The sequence below is a fragment of the Lactobacillus sp. LL6 genome (assembly GCF_007570935.1).
Lineage (GTDB): Bacteria > Bacillota > Bacilli > Lactobacillales > Lactobacillaceae > Lactobacillus.
Map to the genome: position 1 here is coordinate 251,812 of NZ_VLLR01000001.1, position 20,222 is coordinate 272,033.

Annotated in this window: 19 protein-coding genes and 1 tRNA gene; 16 read left to right on the plus strand and 4 right to left on the minus strand. The window is 34.0% G+C overall.

The genetic code is table 11. The features are described from left to right. Positions 1-52: 52 nt before the first annotated feature. Entirely contained in the window at positions 53-811 is a 759-nt protein-coding gene (locus FOD82_RS01210) for a hypothetical protein (protein ID WP_144354694.1), read from the minus strand. Positions 812-886: 75 nt separating this feature from the next. Then, a complete protein-coding gene (locus FOD82_RS01215) occupies positions 887-1,312 on the minus strand; it encodes a PAS domain-containing protein (protein WP_144354695.1) in 426 nt (141 codons plus the stop codon). A gap of 136 nt (positions 1,313-1,448) precedes the next feature. Between FOD82_RS01215 and FOD82_RS01220 the strand changes: the two genes are divergently transcribed. The 16 genes from FOD82_RS01220 to FOD82_RS01295 all read left to right on the plus strand — a co-directional run bounded on the left by FOD82_RS01220 (position 1,449) and on the right by FOD82_RS01295 (position 18,282). Then, on the plus strand, positions 1,449-2,141 hold the full coding sequence (locus tag FOD82_RS01220) for a 2,3-diphosphoglycerate-dependent phosphoglycerate mutase (RefSeq protein ID WP_144354696.1): 693 nt from the start codon (positions 1,449-1,451) through the stop codon (positions 2,139-2,141). Between the two features lie 105 nt (positions 2,142-2,246). After that, the gene (locus FOD82_RS01225; protein ID WP_144354697.1) at positions 2,247-2,534 is read left to right on the plus strand and encodes a type II toxin-antitoxin system HicB family antitoxin; all 288 of its coding nucleotides are present in this window, start codon (positions 2,247-2,249) and stop codon (positions 2,532-2,534) included. Positions 2,535-2,699: 165 nt separating this feature from the next. Next, entirely contained in the window at positions 2,700-3,269 is a 570-nt protein-coding gene (locus FOD82_RS01230; protein ID WP_144354698.1) for an aldose epimerase, read from the plus strand. Between the two features lie 100 nt (positions 3,270-3,369). Next, complete coding sequence (locus FOD82_RS01235) at positions 3,370-4,470, plus strand: LCP family protein (RefSeq protein WP_144354699.1); 1,101 nt, start codon at positions 3,370-3,372, stop codon at positions 4,468-4,470. Then, entirely contained in the window at positions 4,470-5,084 is a 615-nt protein-coding gene (locus FOD82_RS01240) for a glycerol-3-phosphate acyltransferase (RefSeq protein ID WP_144354700.1), read from the plus strand. Before FOD82_RS01235 ends, FOD82_RS01240 begins: the two co-directional genes overlap by 1 nt. A 41-nt stretch (positions 5,085-5,125) precedes the next feature. Further along, complete coding sequence (locus tag FOD82_RS01245) at positions 5,126-8,104, plus strand: sulfatase-like hydrolase/transferase (RefSeq protein ID WP_144354701.1); 2,979 nt, start codon at positions 5,126-5,128, stop codon at positions 8,102-8,104. A 288-nt stretch (positions 8,105-8,392) separates the two neighbouring features. After that, the gene (gene tyrS, locus FOD82_RS01250; protein ID WP_144354702.1) at positions 8,393-9,655 is read left to right on the plus strand and encodes a tyrosine--tRNA ligase; all 1,263 of its coding nucleotides are present in this window, start codon (positions 8,393-8,395) and stop codon (positions 9,653-9,655) included. A 235-nt stretch (positions 9,656-9,890) separates the two neighbouring features. After that, positions 9,891-10,244, plus strand: coding sequence for a hypothetical protein (locus FOD82_RS01255; RefSeq protein WP_144354703.1), 354 nt, complete (start codon positions 9,891-9,893; stop codon positions 10,242-10,244). Between the two features lie 85 nt (positions 10,245-10,329). Beyond that, positions 10,330-10,402, plus strand: a tRNA-Thr gene (locus tag FOD82_RS01260). A gap of 16 nt (positions 10,403-10,418) precedes the next feature. After that, positions 10,419-11,072, plus strand: a complete 654-nt coding sequence (locus FOD82_RS01265) for an HD domain-containing protein (protein WP_144354704.1) — start codon at positions 10,419-10,421, stop codon at positions 11,070-11,072. Between the two features lie 168 nt (positions 11,073-11,240). Continuing rightward, the gene (locus FOD82_RS01270; protein WP_144354705.1) at positions 11,241-12,857 is read left to right on the plus strand and encodes a peptide ABC transporter substrate-binding protein; all 1,617 of its coding nucleotides are present in this window, start codon (positions 11,241-11,243) and stop codon (positions 12,855-12,857) included. Between the two features lie 129 nt (positions 12,858-12,986). Next, positions 12,987-14,129 (plus strand): IMP dehydrogenase, encoded by a 1,143-nt coding sequence (locus tag FOD82_RS01275; protein WP_144354706.1) that lies wholly within the window; start codon positions 12,987-12,989, stop codon positions 14,127-14,129. A gap of 173 nt (positions 14,130-14,302) precedes the next feature. Then, on the plus strand, positions 14,303-15,232 hold the full coding sequence (opp3b, locus tag FOD82_RS01280) for an oligopeptide ABC transporter permease (RefSeq protein ID WP_144354707.1): 930 nt from the start codon (positions 14,303-14,305) through the stop codon (positions 15,230-15,232). Between the two features lie 3 nt (positions 15,233-15,235). Beyond that, entirely contained in the window at positions 15,236-16,267 is a 1,032-nt protein-coding gene (locus FOD82_RS01285) for an ABC transporter permease (RefSeq protein ID WP_144354708.1), read from the plus strand. A 13-nt stretch (positions 16,268-16,280) separates the two neighbouring features. After that, a complete protein-coding gene (locus FOD82_RS01290; RefSeq protein WP_144354709.1) occupies positions 16,281-17,330 on the plus strand; it encodes an ABC transporter ATP-binding protein in 1,050 nt (349 codons plus the stop codon). 10 nt (positions 17,331-17,340) lie between these two features. After that, positions 17,341-18,282: an ATP-binding cassette domain-containing protein gene (locus FOD82_RS01295; RefSeq protein ID WP_144354710.1), complete on the plus strand. Its 942-nt coding sequence runs from the start codon at positions 17,341-17,343 to the stop codon at positions 18,280-18,282. Positions 18,283-18,332: 50 nt separating this feature from the next. On the opposite strand, the gene FOD82_RS01300 is transcribed toward FOD82_RS01295, so the two are convergent. Together FOD82_RS01300 and FOD82_RS01305 are read right to left on the minus strand one after the other, a co-directional pair. After that, a complete protein-coding gene (locus tag FOD82_RS01300; RefSeq protein ID WP_144354711.1) occupies positions 18,333-19,649 on the minus strand; it encodes a C1 family peptidase in 1,317 nt (438 codons plus the stop codon). Between the two features lie 138 nt (positions 19,650-19,787). After that, the gene (locus tag FOD82_RS01305; protein ID WP_144354712.1) at positions 19,788-20,210 is read right to left on the minus strand and encodes an Hsp20/alpha crystallin family protein; all 423 of its coding nucleotides are present in this window, start codon (positions 20,208-20,210) and stop codon (positions 19,788-19,790) included. Positions 20,211-20,222: the final 12 nt, after the last annotated feature.

Sequence of the window (20,222 nt, forward strand, 5' to 3'; positions counted from 1 at the left end):
TTGTAACTTAAAAAGTCGCTTTCTTTATTAAAGATAGTGACTTTTTCAAAAATTATTTAGTTTTTTCTAAGTTTACTGCATTTTTAGTTATTGAAGATGGAACTTTCAATTTACCTAATTTATTAATTTTATCCACATTCATTGATAGTGTTTTGATTTTGTTTTGAATTTTGTATTTGGCTGAAACTGCTAAGTTAGTTAATTTATAATTTTTATCTGTATTGATAGTTATTGTACTGTTGATTGGTTTTGCGCTAGAAAAGTCTACTCCAATTGTAGAAGTTAGACTAGAATTTTGTTTAATTATATTCCAAATTTCTTTATTTGACCCTTTATAAGTTAGAGAATAACCGCTAGTCGTTTTTTTGACTTTAAATAGTTTGGCAGTTGAATCGTCAAAATTAAGCAAAGCATTTTTAGCGATACTATCAGCTAATTGACTATATGAAGACGCATCAGTAAGTTTAGTTTTAAACCATTTATTAGTAGCCGTACCATGCATTTGGATATAGTTAGTTTTATTATTGATCCACATTTTATACCGATTAGATGGGGTAGAAAAATCCACATACATTATTAATGGCTTTTTAGTATATTTAACTAGAGCTTTTTGTTCTGTTTGCTTGTTGGAATTAGTTTGAGCCCAAGTTGCTTGCAAAGAATTTAAGTTAGTGTTTTGAGCAGTGGATAATATAGTTTGAGCTTTAGGTAGAGCGCTTGTTTTTGATTTAGAAGTGGAACAAGCTGAAAGTATTAATATTAAAATTAAACCTAAAAATAATTCAGTAAATAATTTGAATTTTCTTTTCATAAATATTGCCTCGATTTTTAAAAACTAAAGCTAGTATAAGCTTTTCATCTTAAAAATGAAAAATATAGAGCAAAATTAATGCTTTTTAATAATATTTAAAATATTGCGCAGCTTACTGCCGCTGACTTGTAAATTCTCTACCGGCTGAGTTACTTCAATGCAGCCGATATATTTGCCTTGCTTATTATGGAGACTATAAAAAGAAATATTAACAGGGATGCCATTCTTATGGATCATAATTGAAAGATTTTTTCTTTTATTATCATGCATTTGCTTTAAAACAGCCTTTACATGATTTTGACTGTGGCCTGGATGAACTTCATAAACAGTTTTGCCAATATCTTTTTCGGTACGTTTAAATAAACGATCCTTATTCATTGATGACCATACAACTACATCATTTTCGTCTAAGACGTCCATTTCCTGGGGAATAGTTTCAAAAATTGCATTTAATACGTCAATTGATAGGCTTCCACCATCAAGTTTTATTTGTTTTTCCATGTTTTATCTTCTTTCTTGAAAATTAAAAGGCTTACATTATTAGTTTACCATTTTTTAAGACTGTTTTTTTCTGCTCATTTTCCTAGATTGTGGTAGAATATTTGTTGAAACATTGAATTTTTAAAGGAGATATTTCATGTCTAAATTAGTATTGATCCGTCACGGACAAAGTGAATGGAACCTTTCTAACCAATTTACTGGTTGGGTTGATGTTAACCTTTCAGAAAAAGGTGTTGAAGAAGCTAAAAAAGCTGGTCGTTTAATCAAGGAACACGGTCTTGAATTTGATCAAGCTTACACTTCATTGCTTACTCGTGCAATCAAGACTTTGCACTTTGCACTTGAAGAAAGTGGTCAACTTTGGATTCCTGAAACTAAGACTTGGAGACTTAACGAACGTCACTACGGTGCTCTTCAAGGCTTGAACAAGAAGGCTACTGCTGAAAAGTACGGTGACGAACAAGTTCACATTTGGCGTCGTTCATACGATGTTTTGCCACCAGAAATTGATGACGACAACGAATACAGTCAAGCACATGACCGTCGCTACGCAAACTTGGATCCACACATCGTTCCTAAGGCAGAAAACTTACACGTATGTTTAGATCGTGTAATGCCATTCTGGGAAGATCACATTGCTCCAGACTTGCTTGACGGTAAGAACGTAATTATCGCAGCTCACGGTAACTCACTTCGTGCTTTAACTAAGTACATTGAAAACATTTCTGATGAAGATATCATGGACTTAGAAATGAAGACTGGTGAACCTGTTGTTTACACATTCGACGAAAACTTGGATGTTGTTAACAAGGAAAAGCTTGACGACTAATTAATAGTTCATCAATAAAAAACTCGACCTTTTTGGTCGAGTTTTTTGTTTTAGGTATATAATGAACATAGAGTAAAGGTTATTTTTATGATAGGGGGAATATAATTGGATCATAGAATTGTAACTTATCCAGCTATTTTTAAGCCACTGGAACATGATATTTATGTGATCAGTTTTCCAGATGTTAAAGGTGCAATTACTGAAGGAGAAGGCTTAAGAGAGGCAATGAAGATGGCAGCTGATACTTTGGCTAGTCGTCTTTACAATAAGGAAAAGTTGCCAGATGCAAGCGATCCAAACGATATTAAAACAGCTGATGATGGCTCATTTGTAGCAAAGGTATCAGCTGATTTAACAGAAGCATTTCGTGATAGAATCGATTATCAAATTTGACAATTTATGCGCGCTTTAGTAAAAAGCGCGTTTTTTATTGAAATAAATATTTTTAGTGTAATTATTGTCGCTGTAAGAAGGAGAAGATAAAGTCCTCTATTAGAAAATTGACATTTAACCCCTATAAGTGCTATTTTCAAAAAGGGGAAAAGTTGGGAGAACATTATGCAAACAATTGAAAATTCTCTCTTGCAAGTCTCTGTGGATGAGAATGGTGCAAGGTTAGTCAACCTTGCCAATCAGCATGATAAGTTTGATTATCTTAAAAATAGTGATAAGCAAGAGAAGGTGGCAGTTGCTTTTCCAGCAATTGACCAAGAGAAAAACTGGGCGCTAGATTTACCTTGGACAGTCGTAGATAAGGGTGATAGTCGCGTCAGTCTTACTTTAATCGATACTGAGGAAAGCTATCGCAGTTTTCCATATCACTTCGAAGTGGTTCTAACTTATGCACTCGAAGGGAATCAGTTAAATGTATCTTTTTATTTGAAAAATAATTCACATAAAGAGATGCCATTTTCTTTGGGCTTGCTAATTCTAGTCTTAAAGGGTTGGCAACTAGACAAAGGTATTAATCAGTTAACTCTAACTGGAATTAATAATCATGAATTAAAGATTGCATCTACGAATTTTAATTTATCTGATTCTGATAATACTATTATCGCTTCAACTGATGAACTCAGTTTGAAAGGGAAAAATTCTCAGAATTTTGAATTAATACTGACACTTAACTAAGGAAATGTAACGATTTTAATAAGAAAACAAAAGCAAACCTATGGTGGCTTGCTTTTTTGTTATAATATTTAACTGTTAATAAAATTAATAGGGTATAAAAATGCGGAATAATAAAAAACCAGACGTAAGTCGCGTCCAACTTCATTCAGAAGATAATAAAAAGAAACATGTTTTGTCTTGGATAGTAAGTATTGTTGCAATCGTTGTAGTAATTGCAGCAAGTTATTCAGCTTATGTTTATTTTAAAGCTAAAAATGCGGTTGACCAAACCTACGATCCAAGCAATAGAGTTGAAATTAAGAGTGGAGAATTTAATGGAAAAAAGAATTTTGCTGTTCTTTTAATGGGTACTGATACTGGTGCGCTCAATAGAACTGAGAAAATGGGAAATACTGACACAATGATATTAGCGGTTGTTAATCCAAAAAAGAAACGCTATTCGCTAATGTCTATTCCTCGTGATACGATGGCTCAGATGGTAGGGGCTTCAAAATTTGAGGTTCAAAAAATAAATGCAGCCTATTCTATTGGTGGGGCGAAAATGGCGATGGCAAGTGTTTCTAAATTGATTAATGTGCCAATTAAATATTATGCCGTTGTGAATATGGGCGGCATAATGAAAATGATACGTTATGTTGGTGGCATTGATGTAAAACCTACCTTAAGCTTTGAATATGGCGGCTATAGGTTTAAAAAGGGTCAAACAACTCATATGGGTGGCGCTGGTGCATTAGCATATTCTAGAATGCGTTATGATGACCCTGAGGGTGATTACGGTCGACAAAAGCGTCAAAGACAAGTAATTACTACTTTGATTCAGAAAGCTGTTTCAGTAAGTTCATTATCAAATTTGGATTCAATTCTAGAATCAGTTTCAGGGAATGTGCGTACTAATTTGCCATTTAGCGCTCTGCAACAAATTGCGATGAATTATCGTAAATGTGCAAACAGCTCTAAAAGTGATTATCTTCATGGCTATAGTGTTGAAATTGATGGTGCTTCTTATCAAGTTCAGCCAACAAAAGAATTACAAAGAGTTTCAGATTATGTTAGAAAAGAGCTTGGACTCCAGCAAGAAGTAGTAAACAATAATGAAACTTATCAAAATCAGCGTAATGTAGCTGATGGGTTTAGTTTTACCAGTACTAAAACACAAAAGTATAAAATTTATGATGATTATACTGAAGAAGGTGATTATTAATGGCACCGATTTGGAGTATCTTGATAGGGTATGTATTTGGAAATTTCTTATTTGCAATGATTATCGGACGCTTTGTTTTACATCTTGATCCTACCCAATATGGTTCAGGTAATCCCGGTACAGCTAATATGGGAGCTGTTTTTGGCAAAAAATGGGGTATCTTAACTTGTGTAGGTGACTTGTTAAAAACAGCTATTGCGTTATTAATTGTTTATTTCTTGTTTCCTGGAAAGGTTTACATAGCTTATACTGGTTTAGGACTTATGTTAGGGCATTGTTTTCCAATTTGGAACCACTTTAAAGGTGGTAAAGGTGTAGCTGTATCAATTTTGGTAGCACTAGCCTATGATTGGAAAGCAGGACTTATTACAGTCCTTATTGCATTAGTCTTAACAGCAATTATGCAAAATTTAACGATTCCCCCACTCATATTTATGGTACTATTTAGCATGTATGAATTTACGCAGTCTTTAACTGCTGGAATCATCTTTTGTATTATTACTGTTATTATGATTTTTAAGTTTCGTCATGATATTGTTGATTTTTTCATGGGACGAGGCAAGAGAGTCGATATTTTGTACTCAATTAAGAAAAAATTGGGTATAAAGAAGTAATGGTGAAAGGGAAATTAATAGTAAGGACATAGATTAGAACTATGAGTGAAAATAAAACCAAAAAATCACTATCATTTTGGCAATTTCTTTGTCTTGCTGCAGCAACTTTTCTAATGCTGACTGAAGCTTATAACTTTGGTAGCAGTATGGGAAGATTGCCGCTTGGAAGTTTACTCAGATTTATGCCAAAAATGCTAGAAAATGCCACACTTATTTTAGTACCTATGGTCTTTGGTGCGGTATATAGTAAGAAAAAAGTACATCCAAGTGAAGCCTTTAGATTTTGGATCTTGGCTGTTGTAACATTAGTTTTACAATATTTAGTGTACTTCTTTAGATTTCCAGGTCGTTTTAATATGTGGCGACTTTGGGGAGTATTTTTCCCGATTTTGACAAGTACTTCTGTATTGCTTGCAGGATTGGTCTTTAGTATTTTAGCTCAACCATATTTATATGATTTGCAGCGTAAGCTTACTTCTAAACAAAATCTATTAATTTTATGCACTTTAACTATTGTTGGTTTTGCAACAAGTGCAGGTACTATGCTATTTAATTATTCAATTTATGGCATGTATTTGATTTTATATTTTGCTTGGGGGATGTTTTTAGCAAGAGAAAAAATCTCTTCTAAAATCTTTAAATGGACATTTCTTGGAGGAATTGTATCATTTGTAATCGTCTTAGTCGGTGTAGCTGGCTTTAACGGGGTTTATTGGTATCAAGTTCTTTCAGGCAGAAGCATTAGTTTCTGGAATCGTCAATTTTTGAATAATCCAACTTCTCCATTTATGGTTGTAATGGTTATTACAGCATTTTTGATTTTTAAAAAGACGATTTTGTCATTTACTAAGCAAGAAATGCGCTACTTTATCCCAGTAATTATCTTCATGCAAGCTCCAATTGCTACAGGTTTTATGACCCCATATCCTATTACTAGAAGTGCTGGGTTTAATAAGCTTTTGATGCTTATTTTAATGATGCTTGTTTGCCTTCTTTTAACTAAGATTTATGAAAAATTCTTATTTAGAATTAAGCCATTTAGACATGCAGTTCTATTTTTAAATAAGTATGATGATTTAGCTGATATTATCCTAGCTACTTGGAATAGCTTTAAGCACTGGGCTTATGAACACCGAGTTAAGTTAATGACTTGGGGTTGGTTCTATATCTTAAGTTTTACTTCTTTCTTAATTGAGTCTGATAACTTAAGAATCCAAATTACTACTGCTACTGATATCAATGCAGTTATCTTTTTATTGGGAACAAGATTCTTTGCTATTGTTTTAACAACAATCTTTCTTGATGCGATGTTCTCAATTTTCTACTTTATTACAACTCGCTACTGGACTTCTACTATTTTAGTTAGTGTAATCACTATTGGCTGGGCGATTGCTAATAAAATCAAGCTCGACCTTCGTGGTGAACCAATCTATCCAAGTGAATTAAGTGAAGCAGCTAACTTTAAGACATTAGCTCCAATGGTTGGTGCGCAAAAGCTAATAATGATTGCTATTGCATTAATACTTATTATTGCAATTTGTGTATTTCTTGAAATTAAGTTTCCAATCAAGAAAAAAGGCTCCTGGAAGAGAAGAGGAATTTGGGCACTTCTTAGTGTATTGCTTTTCTTAACTCCAGCTCGCTTTAACCATGATGGTGGACTTATTTATCACATCAATCGTGGTTTTGACAATAAGCAATCATTTAGAAATCCTGAACGTGATATTCAAATCAATGGTCCAGTATTAAACTTCTTGAACTATATTGATTTACAGATTATGAATAAGCCAGAAAATTATTCAGAATCTACGATTAATCACTTAAATGATAAGTATAAGAAGTTAGCTGATGAAATTAATAAAACAAGAAAGAACAACATTAAAGATCAAACAGTTGTCTTTAACTTGAGTGAAAGTTTTGTTGATCCATATACTTTCCCAACCATCAAGATTGATAAATCAGTTCCAAATCCAGTTAAGTTTATTCAATCAATGCAAAAGCGTGCTACTTACGGTAATATGCTTAGTGCAGGCTATGGTGGTGGTACTGCCAATATGGAATGGGAAACTTTGACAGGACTTAATATGGGGATGTTTAGATCAACTTTGACTCCTTATGTTCAAGTTGTACCGAGATATAAGTTCTATCCAACCATCGGTATGAACTTTGACTACAAGTCAGCAGTTCACCCATTTATTGGTACTTACTATTCAAGAGTTGAAGATTATAAGAGATTTAAGTTTAATAAATTTGAATACTTAGGTTCTAAATACAAGATTATCGCACAAAAGAAGCTTGGCAAGAGTAGCTATAATTCAGATTTTACTACTTATGCTAATGGCCTTCGTCAGATTAATTCTGAAAAGGGCGGTCAATTTATTAACTTGATTTCTATTCAAAACCACATGCCATATAATGATTGGTACCCTAAGAATGAATACATGGGTAAGATTTCTGGTGACTTGTTCAAGAGTGGCGCTGTTAAAGAACAGATGGCAACTTATATTAAGGGTGTCCAATACACTGATCAAGCTGTGAAGGAATTTATTGGTAAGATTGATAAGATTAATAAGCCAATTACAATTGTCTTCTATGGTGACCACTACCCAAGTATTTTGTCACAAAGTTACACTGCTAAGTATCCTGTAGAAATGCACTCAACTCGTTACTTTATTTATTCAAATAAGTATGCACGTGAACATGGTGCCAAAGCCAAACTTACTAATAAGACTAACTTTGTAAATACTAGTGATTTCATTGCTTTAATGCTTGAACAAACTAACTCTAAGGTAACCCCTTACCAAGCACTTTTGACTGAAGTTCATAAGAAGCTTCCTGCAATTACTATTAACTATGATGGTGATAAAGGATTTGAACTTATTGATCAAAAAGGTAAGAAAGTGGACCCTAAGACTTTAACTTCAGAACAACGTGCCTTATTGAATGATTATGAAGCTGTTCAATATGATATGACTGCTGGAGATGCATATGGATTAAAGGCAGCTGGCTTTTATCGTTAAACAAATTAAGTCGATTCAAAAGAATCGGCTTTTTGTTTTTAGGTTGACTATTTTATAAAAACTAAGTATCATCATATTATCGAAGTAACAAATTAGTTCAGAGTTCAGAGAACTGACAGTATGGTGTGAGTCAGGCAGGCTAATTTTGTGAAATACAACTTGGAGTAGCTTCCTTATCAGCTATAGAAGGCGCCACAAGGCGTGAACGTGGGTGGTACCACGGCTAATAATGATACTTTAGTCGTCCCTTGGATTTTTTCCAAGGGGCGTTTTTTATTGGAGGAAAATATGGCAAAATTTGATATTTTAGAAGATCTAAAATGGCGCGGTGCAATTAATCAAGAAACAGATGAAGAAGGTTTACGCGAATATTTAAAGAATCATGATGACTTAGCTCTATATTGCGGAACCGATCCAACTGGTGATTCTCTTCATATTGGTCACCTTATTCCGTTTATGATTTTAAAGAGATTTCAACTTGCAGGTTACCATCCAGTAATCTTAATTGGTGGAGGAACTGGAGCAATTGGTGACCCATCTGGACGTAAAACAGAACGTGTTCTTCAAACAGCAGAACAAGTTAAAGAAAATGAAAAGAAACTTACTGCTCAAATGAAGAAGCTTTTTGGTACTGAAAACTTTGAAATTGTTAACAATGCAGAATGGCTTGGAAAGATGAACTTACTTGATTTCTTGCGTGATTATGGTAAATTCTTCCAAGTTAATAACATGCTTAACAAAGATGTTGTTGCAAGTCGTCTTGAAAATGGTATTTCATTCACTGAATTTTCATACCAAATTTTGCAAGCTATTGACTTCTACCACTTGAATAAAGATCATAATGTACAAATGCAAATTGGTGGTAGTGATCAATGGGGGAACATTACCGCAGGTATTGATTTAATTCACAAGCTTGAAGGATCTGATCAAAAGGCATTCGGTTTGACTATTCCTTTAATGCTTAAAGCAGATGGTACTAAGTTTGGTAAATCAGCTGGTGGTGCAGTATGGCTTGATCCTGAAAAGACTAGTCCTTACGAGTTTTACCAATTCTGGATTAATCAAGATGATCGTGATGTAGTAAAATACCTTAAGTACTTTACTTTCCTTTCTCATGAAGAAATTGAGGAACTTGCTGAAAAGACCGAAAAAGAACCTTGGAAGCGTGCAGCTCAAAAGAAACTTGCTGAAGAAGTAACTAAGTTTGTTCATGGAGAAGAAGGCTTAAAAGAAGCTAAAATGATTACCGAAGCATTATTCTCTGGCAACATCAAAGATTTATCTGTTAAGCAAATTGAACAAGGTTTAAGTTCTGCACCAAGTGCTGAAGCAGATAAGGAAAAGAAGAACATTGTTGAATTTTTAGTTGATACTAAGATTGAACCATCTAAGCGTCAAGCTCGTGAAGATGTTAAAAATGGTGCAATCTATGTTAATGGTGATCGTCAACAAGATCTTGAATTTGAAGTTGATCCATCCAGTGCATTTGATGGTAAGTATGTAATTATCCGTAAAGGTAAAAGAAAGTATACTTTGGTTCACGTAAAATAATTTTTAACCACATGGATTATTTCCATGTGGTTTTTTGTTAAAAAACGTTATTAATAACAAAATTATTTTTATTTTTTGTTATTGTTTTTTGTCACTTTTAACCCCTTATCCCTTGCAGGAGTAAGACTTCGCCTCTTAAAACTTTTTATAAAAAATACTTGCATTTAATAACTAATGTTATATAATAGAATTGTCAAGAGGAAATGAAGAGTTAATAGAATCGAAGGTATTTAAAATGATGAACGTTAAAGGTTTTGTAAAAGTTGTTTCTAGTGTTGTTGTTGGTATGAGTCTTATGGGTGTTGCTTCTACTGCTCAAGCTGCTAGTTTCGAAGCTCCAAAGCTAGGTATTGCACAAGAGATGCCAACTAACCCAAGCATTCAAAAAGGTGAAAAGATCTTTGTTACTATCAAGGACACTAAGAAGCAAACAGTAGCAGTTTACAACAAGGATGCTAAGAAGACTTCAAAGACTGTAAAGATGGGTTCAACTTTCACTGCAAAAGATGTTAAGAAAGTTCACGGCAAGAAGATCGTTAAGATCAACAAGAGTCAATGGCTTAGCACTAAGGATGTTGTAAAGGATTAATTTACAAAATTAAATACTTTTCGATTTTATATAAAAATTAGAAGACATTCTCGTTGAATGCCTTCTTTTTTGTTACAATAAAGTTGCCGCTTTAGCTCAGGAGGTAGAGCACCGCCGTGGTAAGGAGGAGGTCCCCAGTTCAAATCTGGGAAGCGGCTTAAGCGAGGTAGAATAATGGATTTAGCACTAATAGTCGATTTTGTAAAACAACAGTTAGAAAATGAGCGTACGGGACATGATTTTCATCATGGACAACGGGTTGCTAATTTGGCTTCAAAAATGTATTTGCAGGACTATTCTGATGCTCATAGTGATAGCCGTATTGTTTCAATTATTATGGCAGCTGGTTATTTGCACGATACAATTGATGAAAAAATATGTGATGATCCTCAAAAAGTAATTGAACAAATTAAAGCTCTATTGAAAAAGGTAGGTTTTGTCGATTTAGAAGTTCAGGATATTTTGTTTACTATTGAACATATGTCATTTTCTAAAAATATTGAACATCATTATAAGTTGCCTCTATCTGGTCAATATGTACAGGATGCTGATAGAATTGAAAGTTTAGGTGCAATCGGAATTGCCAGGGCTTTTACTTATGGTGGTAAACATGGCAATCTTATCTATGACCCAAAGATTAAACCAGAAAAATTAATTAGTCATAAGCAATATCGTAATCATGAGGAAACTACAATTAACCACTTCTATGAGAAACTTTTTAATTTAGAGGATTTAATGAATACAAACAGTGCTAAAAAAGAGGCTCATAAGCGAACTGCTTTTATGAAAAAATTTGTTGATGAGTTTCTTAAAGAATGGAATACTTAAAAAATTAATAAATTTAAATATGCTCTAGATAACTACTCTAGAGCATATTTTTTGATATTAGTAAAAATAAAATTAAATTTTTCCTTGCATATGAGAAAATTATAATTTATACTAATAAACAACTTAAAAAGTCTATTATTTTTCTCATAATCGAGAGGAGAAATGTTTATGAAATTTACAAAGCTTTTTGCTGCAGGAGCGACTGTATTAGCTTCCGCTGCTGCATTAGCAGCCTGTGGCTCTAACAATTCATCATCAGGAAGTAAAAAATCTATTAATTGGGAAGAAAACGCTGAAATTCCAACAATGGATATGTCAAAGGCAACTGATAATGTTAGTTTTAACCAATTAAACAACGTAATGGAAGGACTTTATCGCTTGGGAAAAGATAATAAAGTTGAAAATGCTTTAGCTACTAAGACTCAAGTTTCAAAAGATGGTAAAACTTGGACCTTTACTTTACGTGACTCTAAATGGTCAGATGGTAGTGCTCTTACTGCAAAAGACTTTGTATATTCTTGGCGCAGAACAGTAGATCCAAAGACAGCTTCACAATATGCTTATCTTTTTGAAGGAATTAAAAATGCCGATAAAATTTCATCAAATAAAGCTCCTATCTCTAGCTTAGGGGTTAAAGCAGAAGGAAAGAATAAATTAGTAGTTAGTTTAGATAAGCGGATTCCATACTTTAAACTTTTAATGGGCTTCCCATTATTTTTCCCACAACAACAAAAGGCTGTTGAAAAATATGGTTCAAAATATGGTACTGCTTCAAAGTATATGGCTTATAATGGTCCATTTGTTCAAAGTGGGTGGACTGGATCTAACCTTTCTTGGAAGCTAAAGAAGAACAATAATTATTGGGATAAAAAAGATGTTAAGCTTGATGCAATCAATTACAGTGTCCAAAAGACGCCATCAACAGCTTATAACTTATACCAATCTAATAAACTTGATGCGGTAGTTTTAGACTCTCAACAAACTAAGAATTTAAAGAACCAAAATGGTTATACTATTCGTCCAACTGCAAGTACATTCTACTTACAATACAATCAAAAGAATAAAGATTTACAAAATACAAATCTTCGCCGTGCAATTTCTCTTTCAATTAATAGAAAGGCTTTAGGAGATGCTTTGGGTGGTTCAAGTAAACCTGCTAAATCACTAACTCCAGCTGGTTTAACTAAGGTAGAAAACCAAGACTTTGCATCAAAGACTGCTGATACAAATTATACTAAATATGACCCTGCTGAAGCTAAACAGCTCTTTAAGAAAGCACTTAAAGAACTTGGTAAAAATAATGTTTCAGTGGATATTTTGAGTGATGATACTGATGCAGGTCAAAAGACGACTGAAACCCTTCAAAGTCAATTAGAAGAAAACTTAAAAGGACTTAAAGTTGGAGTTCAAAATGTTCCATTTAAAACTCGCTTAAGTCGTTCAACTTCAGGCAATTTTGATATTGTTGTAACTGGTTGGGGTGCAGATTTTGCAGATCCAATTTCATTTGATGATTTGTTTACTTCTAAAAATACCCAAAATAATGGTAAGTGGGCAAACACTCAATATGATAAATTGATTGCAGACTCTAAAACTGCAACTAATGATGAACAAAGATATGCTGATCTTGTAAAAGCAGAAAAACTTTTACTTAAAGATCAAGGTGTAACTCCACTTTACTATAAGACTGAAGCATGGTTAGTTCGTCCAAATATTAAGGGTATTGTTTATAATGCTGCGGGTGCAAACTACAACTTTAAAGAAGCTTATGTTTCTGGAAACTAATTGAAATATTTAAGAATCAACTGCAAGAAGGCGGTTGATTCTTTTTTTAGTTGACCTCTTGACCAATTTCTTTTAAGCGAGTAAAATCTAGATAATTTAAATATTTTTAAGAAAAGAGGAGTCATTTCAATGTCTAATTGGGAAACAAAGTTTGCTAAGAAAGGTTTAACTTTCGATGATGTTTTATTAATTCCAGCTGAAAGTCATGTTTTACCAAATGAAGTAGATTTAAGTACAAAATTAGCTGATAATTTACAGTTACATATTCCACTTATCAGTGCTGGTATGGATACTGTTACAGAAGGCGCAATGGCCATTGCAATGGCTCTTCAAGGCGGTCTTGGCGTAGTTCATAAGAATATGTCTATTCAAGCCCAAGCTGGCGAAGTTGCAAATGTAAAAAGTGTTATGGTGCCACAAAGTGCGGTAAATGCTGCGGTTGATAGTGAAAATAGATTGCTCGTTGCAGCTGCTGTTGGTGTAACTAGTGATACTTTTGAAAGAGCAGAAGCGCTTTTAGAAGCTGGTGCTGATGCAATTGTAATTGATACAGCTCATGGACATTCTGCTGGGGTTTTGCGCAAGATTAAAGAAATTAGAGATCATTTTCCTGATGTAACTTTAATTGCAGGAAATGTTGCTACAGGAGATGCAACGCGCGCACTTTTTGATGCAGGTGTTGATGTTGTAAAAGTTGGAATTGGACCAGGTTCAATTTGTACAACTAGAATTGTTGCTGGAGTCGGGGTTCCGCAAATTACTGCAATTTATGATGCAGCTAGTGCAGCTCGTGAATACCACAAGCCAATTATCGCTGATGGTGGAATTAAATATTCAGGAGATGTTGTTAAGGCTTTAGCTGCCGGGGGAAATGCAGTAATGCTCGGATCAATGCTTTCAGGTACAACTGAAGCTCCGGGCGAATTATTTGAAGATAACGGTCGAAAATTTAAGGCTTATCGTGGAATGGGATCAGTTGGTGCAATGGCACAATCTCATGGTTCAAGCGATCGCTATTTCCAAGGTGGCGTTAATGAAGCTAATAAATTAGTTCCTGAAGGAATTGAAGCAAGAGTAGCTTATAAAGGTGATGTTTCTGACGTAATTTTCCAAATTGATGGTGGTCTTCGCTCAGGTATGGGATATGTTGGTGCGGCTAATATTTCAGAATTAATTGAAAATGCACAATTTGTTAAAATTACTGGTGCCGGTCTTCGCGAGTCACATCCACACGATGTTCAAATTACTAAAGATGCTCCTAACTATAAGTAAGTAATATATGCAAAGATTAGAAAAATAATAATTAATATACTAAAAAATAAGAGAAAAATTTAATTTTTTCTCTTATTTTTTTAATTTAATACTAGATATTTCAATTATTTTTGCTATAATAAGAAAAACATTAAAATTTATAATGAAAATTAATATGAAATTGAGGAAGTTATATGGCTAGGTACTTATTAAAACGTGTATTTTATATGATCCTCACTTTGTTCATTGTAGCTACGGTTACTTTCTTTTTAATGAAATTAATGCCGGGTTCACCATATGCTAACGAAGCGAAGATGACGCCGACGCAATTGCACATAATGAATGAGCAATACGGTTTAAATAAACCTGTTTGGGAACAATATCTTATCTATATTACAGGAATGCTCCATGGGGATTTTGGTACCTCATTTCAATACAGCAACCAACCGGTTTCTAGTTTAATTAGTGCTCGATTAGGAGCATCTGTCCAATTAGGTCTACAAGCTTTGATTGTTGGAGTAGTACTTGGAGTAATTGTTGGGGCAATTGCTGCAATGAAACAAGGTACGTGGGTTGATTCAACAGCAACTGTAGTTTCAATTATTGGTAAATCAGTTCCTAACTTTGTTTTAGCAGTACTTTTACAATATTATATTGGACTTAAATTAGGTTGGTTTCCAATTGCTGGCTGGGGTCAATTCAGTCAAACAATAATGCCAACGATTGCTTTAGCTGTAGGACCACTTGCTGAAACTGCTCGATTTATTAGAACTAGTATGGTTGATACTTTAAGTAGCGATTATATTGAACTTGGAAAAGCTAAAGGACTCAGCAGAATGGAAGTTATTAGAAAACACGCTATGCGTAATTCAATGATTCCACTTGTAACTTTAATTGGTCCTTATGCTGTAGCACTTATGACTGGTTCTATGGTTATTGAAAATATTTTTAATGTTCCAGGAATCGGGGAACAATTTGTTAAGTCAATTTTAACTAATGACTATCCAACTATTATGGGAATTACAATGGTCTACTGTATTGGATTAGTTGTGATTTTGCTTATTACTGATATTATCTATGGATTGATTGATCCAAGAATTAGACTAACTGAAAGTGAGGCTTAAAACATGGATGAAAAAGATTTAAAACTTAGTCCAGATGCTTTTGAACCTTTAACCAAAGACGAAGCTCAAGATAGCGAAAATATTGCTGGACCATCATTATCTTTTGGGCAAAATGTTTGGTTAAGATTTAAGCAAAGAAAAGCAGCCATGCTTTCAGCAATCATTGTTATTTTGATGGTAATTGTTGCTTTTGGCTCAACCCCGTTCATTAATAAATCCACGTTAGTTAAATCACATCCGCAATATGCTAATTTACCTGCTAAAGTTCCTGGACTTGATGCAATTAATGGTTTAAATGGAAAAATTAAACAGAATGGTCAATGGGTTGATGCTTATGCTCAAAACGGTGTACCAAAAGATAAATATTTCTTAGCAGGAACTGACTATTTAGGTCGTCCATTGGGTCAAAGAATTATTTATGGTACTAAAATTTCTTTAATTGTTGCTTTAGTAGCTGCATTTTTCGATTTAACAATTGGAGTTGCTTATGGAATCATATCTGGCTGGAAAGGTGGCCGAGTCGATAATGTGATGCAGCGGATAATTGAAATTATTTCATCAGTTCCTAACTTAATTATTGTGGTTTTAATGTTAGTTGTATTAAAGCCAGGAATTACTTCAATTATCTTAGCTATTGCAATTTCTAGTTGGACAACTATGGCAAGGCAAGTTAGAGCCGAAACCTTAAGTTTAAAGAATGAAGAATATGTATTAGCGGCTCAATCTCTTGGAGAATCTCCTTGGGAGATTGCCATTAAGCACTTAGTGCCTAATCTTTCTAGTATTATTATCATTCAAACAATGTATACTATTCCAACAGCTATTTTCTTTGAAGCATTCTTGAGCTTTATTGGTATTGGTATTTCTGCACCAGAAACTTCACTAGGAGTACTTCTTAATGAAGGACAAAAGAATTTCCAATTTTTACCATACCAAATGTGGTATCCAGCAATTATTTTGTGTATTTTAATGATTGCTTTCAACTTATTAGGTGATGGTTTGCGTGATGCCTTTGATCCAAGAGGCCAAAGATAGGAGGGTGTATCCGATGCCAAAAAGGGTATTAGATGTAAAAGATTTAAAAATTGATTTCCATACTTATGCTGGTGAAGTTAAGGCTATTCGGAATGTATCGTTTCATTTGAATGAAGGTGAAACTTTAGCAATTGTTGGTGAATCGGGATCAGGTAAATCAGTTACTACTCGTTCTATCATTGGACTCTTAGCAAGAAATGCTCAAGTTATGGGTGGAGAAATTAATTTCCATGGAAAGAATTTGTTAGATTTATCTGAAAAAGAATGGCAACATATTCGTGGTAATGAAATTGCAATGATTTTTCAGGATCCAATGACCTCACTTGATCCAACTATGAAAATTGGGCAACAAATTGCTGAGCCTTTGATTAAACATAAGGGAGTGTCTAAAAAAGAGGCTTGGGCAAAAGCTTTGGAAATGATGAAGGCAGTAGGAATTCCTAAGGCTGAAGAGAGAATTAATCAATATCCGCACCAATTTTCTGGAGGGATGCGACAGAGAATCGTGATTGCAATTGCACTTATTTGTGAACCAGAAATTTTGCTTGCCGATGAACCTACTACTGCCCTTGATGTAACAGTTCAAGCTGAAATTTTGGAATTAATGAAAGATTTGCAAAAGCGTGTAAAAACTTCTATTATTTTTATTACTCACGATTTAGGTGTAGTAGCCGGTATGGCAGATAGAGTTGCTGTAATGTATGCTGGTGAGTTTATGGAATATGGTACAGTAGATGACATTTTTTATAATCCACAACACCCATATACGTGGGGGCTAATCAATTCAATGCCAACTCTAGAGAGTAATACCTTAGAATCAATTCCGGGAACTCCTCCAGATTTACTTGATCCACCAAAAGGTGATCCGTTTGCGCCAAGAAATCGTTACGCAATGAAAATTGATGTTCAAAGAAAACCCCCTCTTTTCAAAGTGTCAGATACTCATTATGCAGCTACTTGGCTTTTAGCACCAGGAGCTCCGAAAGTGACACCTCCTGAAGAAATTCAAAGACGTTGGAAGAAATTTAAATTGATGCAAGAAGGCTATAATACTAACAGCTAGGGAGGATTTTATGCCAGAAAAAAAGAAAATTTTGGAAGTAAAGCATCTAAAACAATACTTTAAAAATGGACGTGAAATTACTAAGGCTGTTGATGATGTTAGTTTTGATATTTATGAAGGTGAAACTTTTGGGCTAGTAGGAGAATCTGGCTCTGGTAAAACCACAACTGGTCGTTCCATTTTACAATTATATAAACCGACTAGTGGTGAAGTGATTTTTGAAGGAAAAAATGTTGAAAATTTAAAAAAGCGCGATGATAAACTTAAGTTTAGACGTGATGCACAGATGATTTTCCAAGACCCTTATGCTTCTCTTAATCCACGAATGACCGTTGAAGATATTATTGCAGAAGGTCTTGATATTCATGGATTAGTCAAAAACAAAGAGCAAAGACGTCAGCGCGTTGAAGAGCTTCTTGAAACCGTTGGTCTTAATAAAAACCATGCTAGCCGTTTTCCTCATGAATTCTCTGGTGGTCAGCGTCAAAGAATCGGTATTGCTCGAGCATTAGCTGTTGAACCTAAGTTTATTGTAGCTGATGAGCCAATTTCTGCACTTGATGTTTCTATTCAAGCTCAAGTTGTGAATTTAATGATTGAATTACAAAAAAAGCGTGGACTTACTTATTTATTTATTGCCCATGATTTATCAATGGTTAAATTTATTTCAGATAGAATTGGTGTTATGCACTTTGGTAAATTATTAGAAGTAGGATCAGCGGATGATGTTTATGATAGACCACTTCATGATTATACTAAGAGTTTGATTTCGGCGGTCCCAGTACCTGATCCAGAAATTGAAAGAAGCCGTCAGCGAATTGATTATGATGCTGAAAAAGAAGAAAATGACGGTAAAAAACGAACCCTACATGAAATTACTCCAGGACATTTTGTTCGTTGCAGTGATGATGAAGTAGAACGTTATAGGCAAGTAGCTAAAAGTTATGAATAGACAAAAAAACTCTGCATTTTGTGCAGAGTTTTTTATTTCCTGGGAAATAATTATGATAAAGAATCCCAAGCTGGAAGATCAGTAATTGGACCTTCTGCAATTTTTCTTTGTTCCTCAGTTAAATACTTCTTGTGAACAACCACTTCATAGACATAATCGTTAAACCAATCATTATTCATTACAAAATAACCCTTTGCTCCCAACTTATCGCCCCAGGAGTTTTCAACTTTCCATTGACGAATATCACCGTTATCTTCATCAACTCCAACTAAAGTCATAGCATGTGAAACTTCACCTGCACCAGTTTTTAGTCGATCTTCTTTACTCATTTTTAGGTCTACATGGAATAAATCGTCAAGTTTATATAAATTAGTATCAAGATAACCAGTTTTACGATCCATTTGGCGCAAAACATCATTTCCAAACCAAACAGCCTCACCATCTTTTAATTGAGCAATTGAAGCTTGAGTTAAGTATTCCATTGGAACATTTAATAATTTAATGCGATATTGCCCCTCAATGTTGTCTTCTGCAGGAAGGCCATAGAGTTTATCATATTCATGGTCAGGAGCATTTGTTAAAACAACGTAATTATCTAAATTCGCATCGTTTAAGTATTTATGGAAAAATTCAATTGGAGTTAAATTTTTATCTAAATGATAATTCTTTTCATCATCACGATATTCTAAGTCAAAATGCTTTGGTGGCTCACCTACAGCAATTGCTGTCATACGATAAACTTCACTTAAAAACTTATTACGTAATTTTTCTGCTTCTGCTGTTTTTCCATCTTGAATTAATTTACGTAAAACTAAAGCATCCTTTTTAAGTTTATCTTTGAGTGCGTTGCTAAAGCCTGTAGTATCATTGGTATTAAAAGTTTCTGGCATTGCATAAGAAGGCACTACTCCGTATTTTTCAACTAAGGAAGCTGCCATATGGAATTGTCCACCGTCTGCTCCAGCAAAATCTAAATGAGCCTTAACTTCACGTGAATCAAGAGGTTTATTAGCAGTTTCAATGATATTGCTGTAAAAAATATTTGCTCGTTCAATTTTGTCCCAAAAGAAGTTGTAAGCTTGTGAGAAAGTAAAGTTCTTTGCTTTATATTTTTTGCCAAATTCATGACGAAGTACATTTAAAGTCGCAAATAACCAGCACCGGCCTGAGTGTTTTTGATTAGTAACATTATCGGTATCAAGTTCTGTTGAGAAAACTCGCGTTAATTTGCTCTGAACACGATCATTATAAGACGCTGCTAAAACACCACTTTTTTGAGCAGCACGTGCAATGACATGGTTCTCAGGATTTTTGTTAAAGTCTTGAGAAAACTTTTCGATTTCTTGCAAGGTTAATTTATGTGCCATAAGAAAACTTCCTTTTTAATATTATTTTATATTACCTTTCATTTTAGTCCAAAACAAAAGCAGGTTCAATAAAGAACCTGCCTTCAATAGAGAATTATTATTGAATAACTTATGTGGACTTCTTGCAATTATTATAAGTTAATCAATTTGAATTGAACTATTATTTTCCTCTGCATTTTGCTTAGGCAAAGTAATAGTCAATACACCATCATCATACTTTGCATGAATCTTATTTGCAACTACATTTGGTAATCTGAAGCTTCTAGAAACATGTCCTTCGCTTCTTTCTTTGTGTATTACATCGCCATTCTTAGCGGTTTCATTATTTTCGAATTTTCTTGTACCAGAAACGCTTAAAATTCCATCTTGGTAGTTTAAATGAATTTTGTTTTTGTCAAAACCTGGCATATCAAGAGTTACAATATAGTCTTTATCAGTTTCTGAAAGATCAGCTTGCATGATGTTGGCAACTTTATCGTCAAAGAAGTTTCTTGGAAAACCAAACCAATCGTTCATTGCATCAAAAACATCATTATGACGATTCATCATTTCGTTTGCCATAAATTAATAACT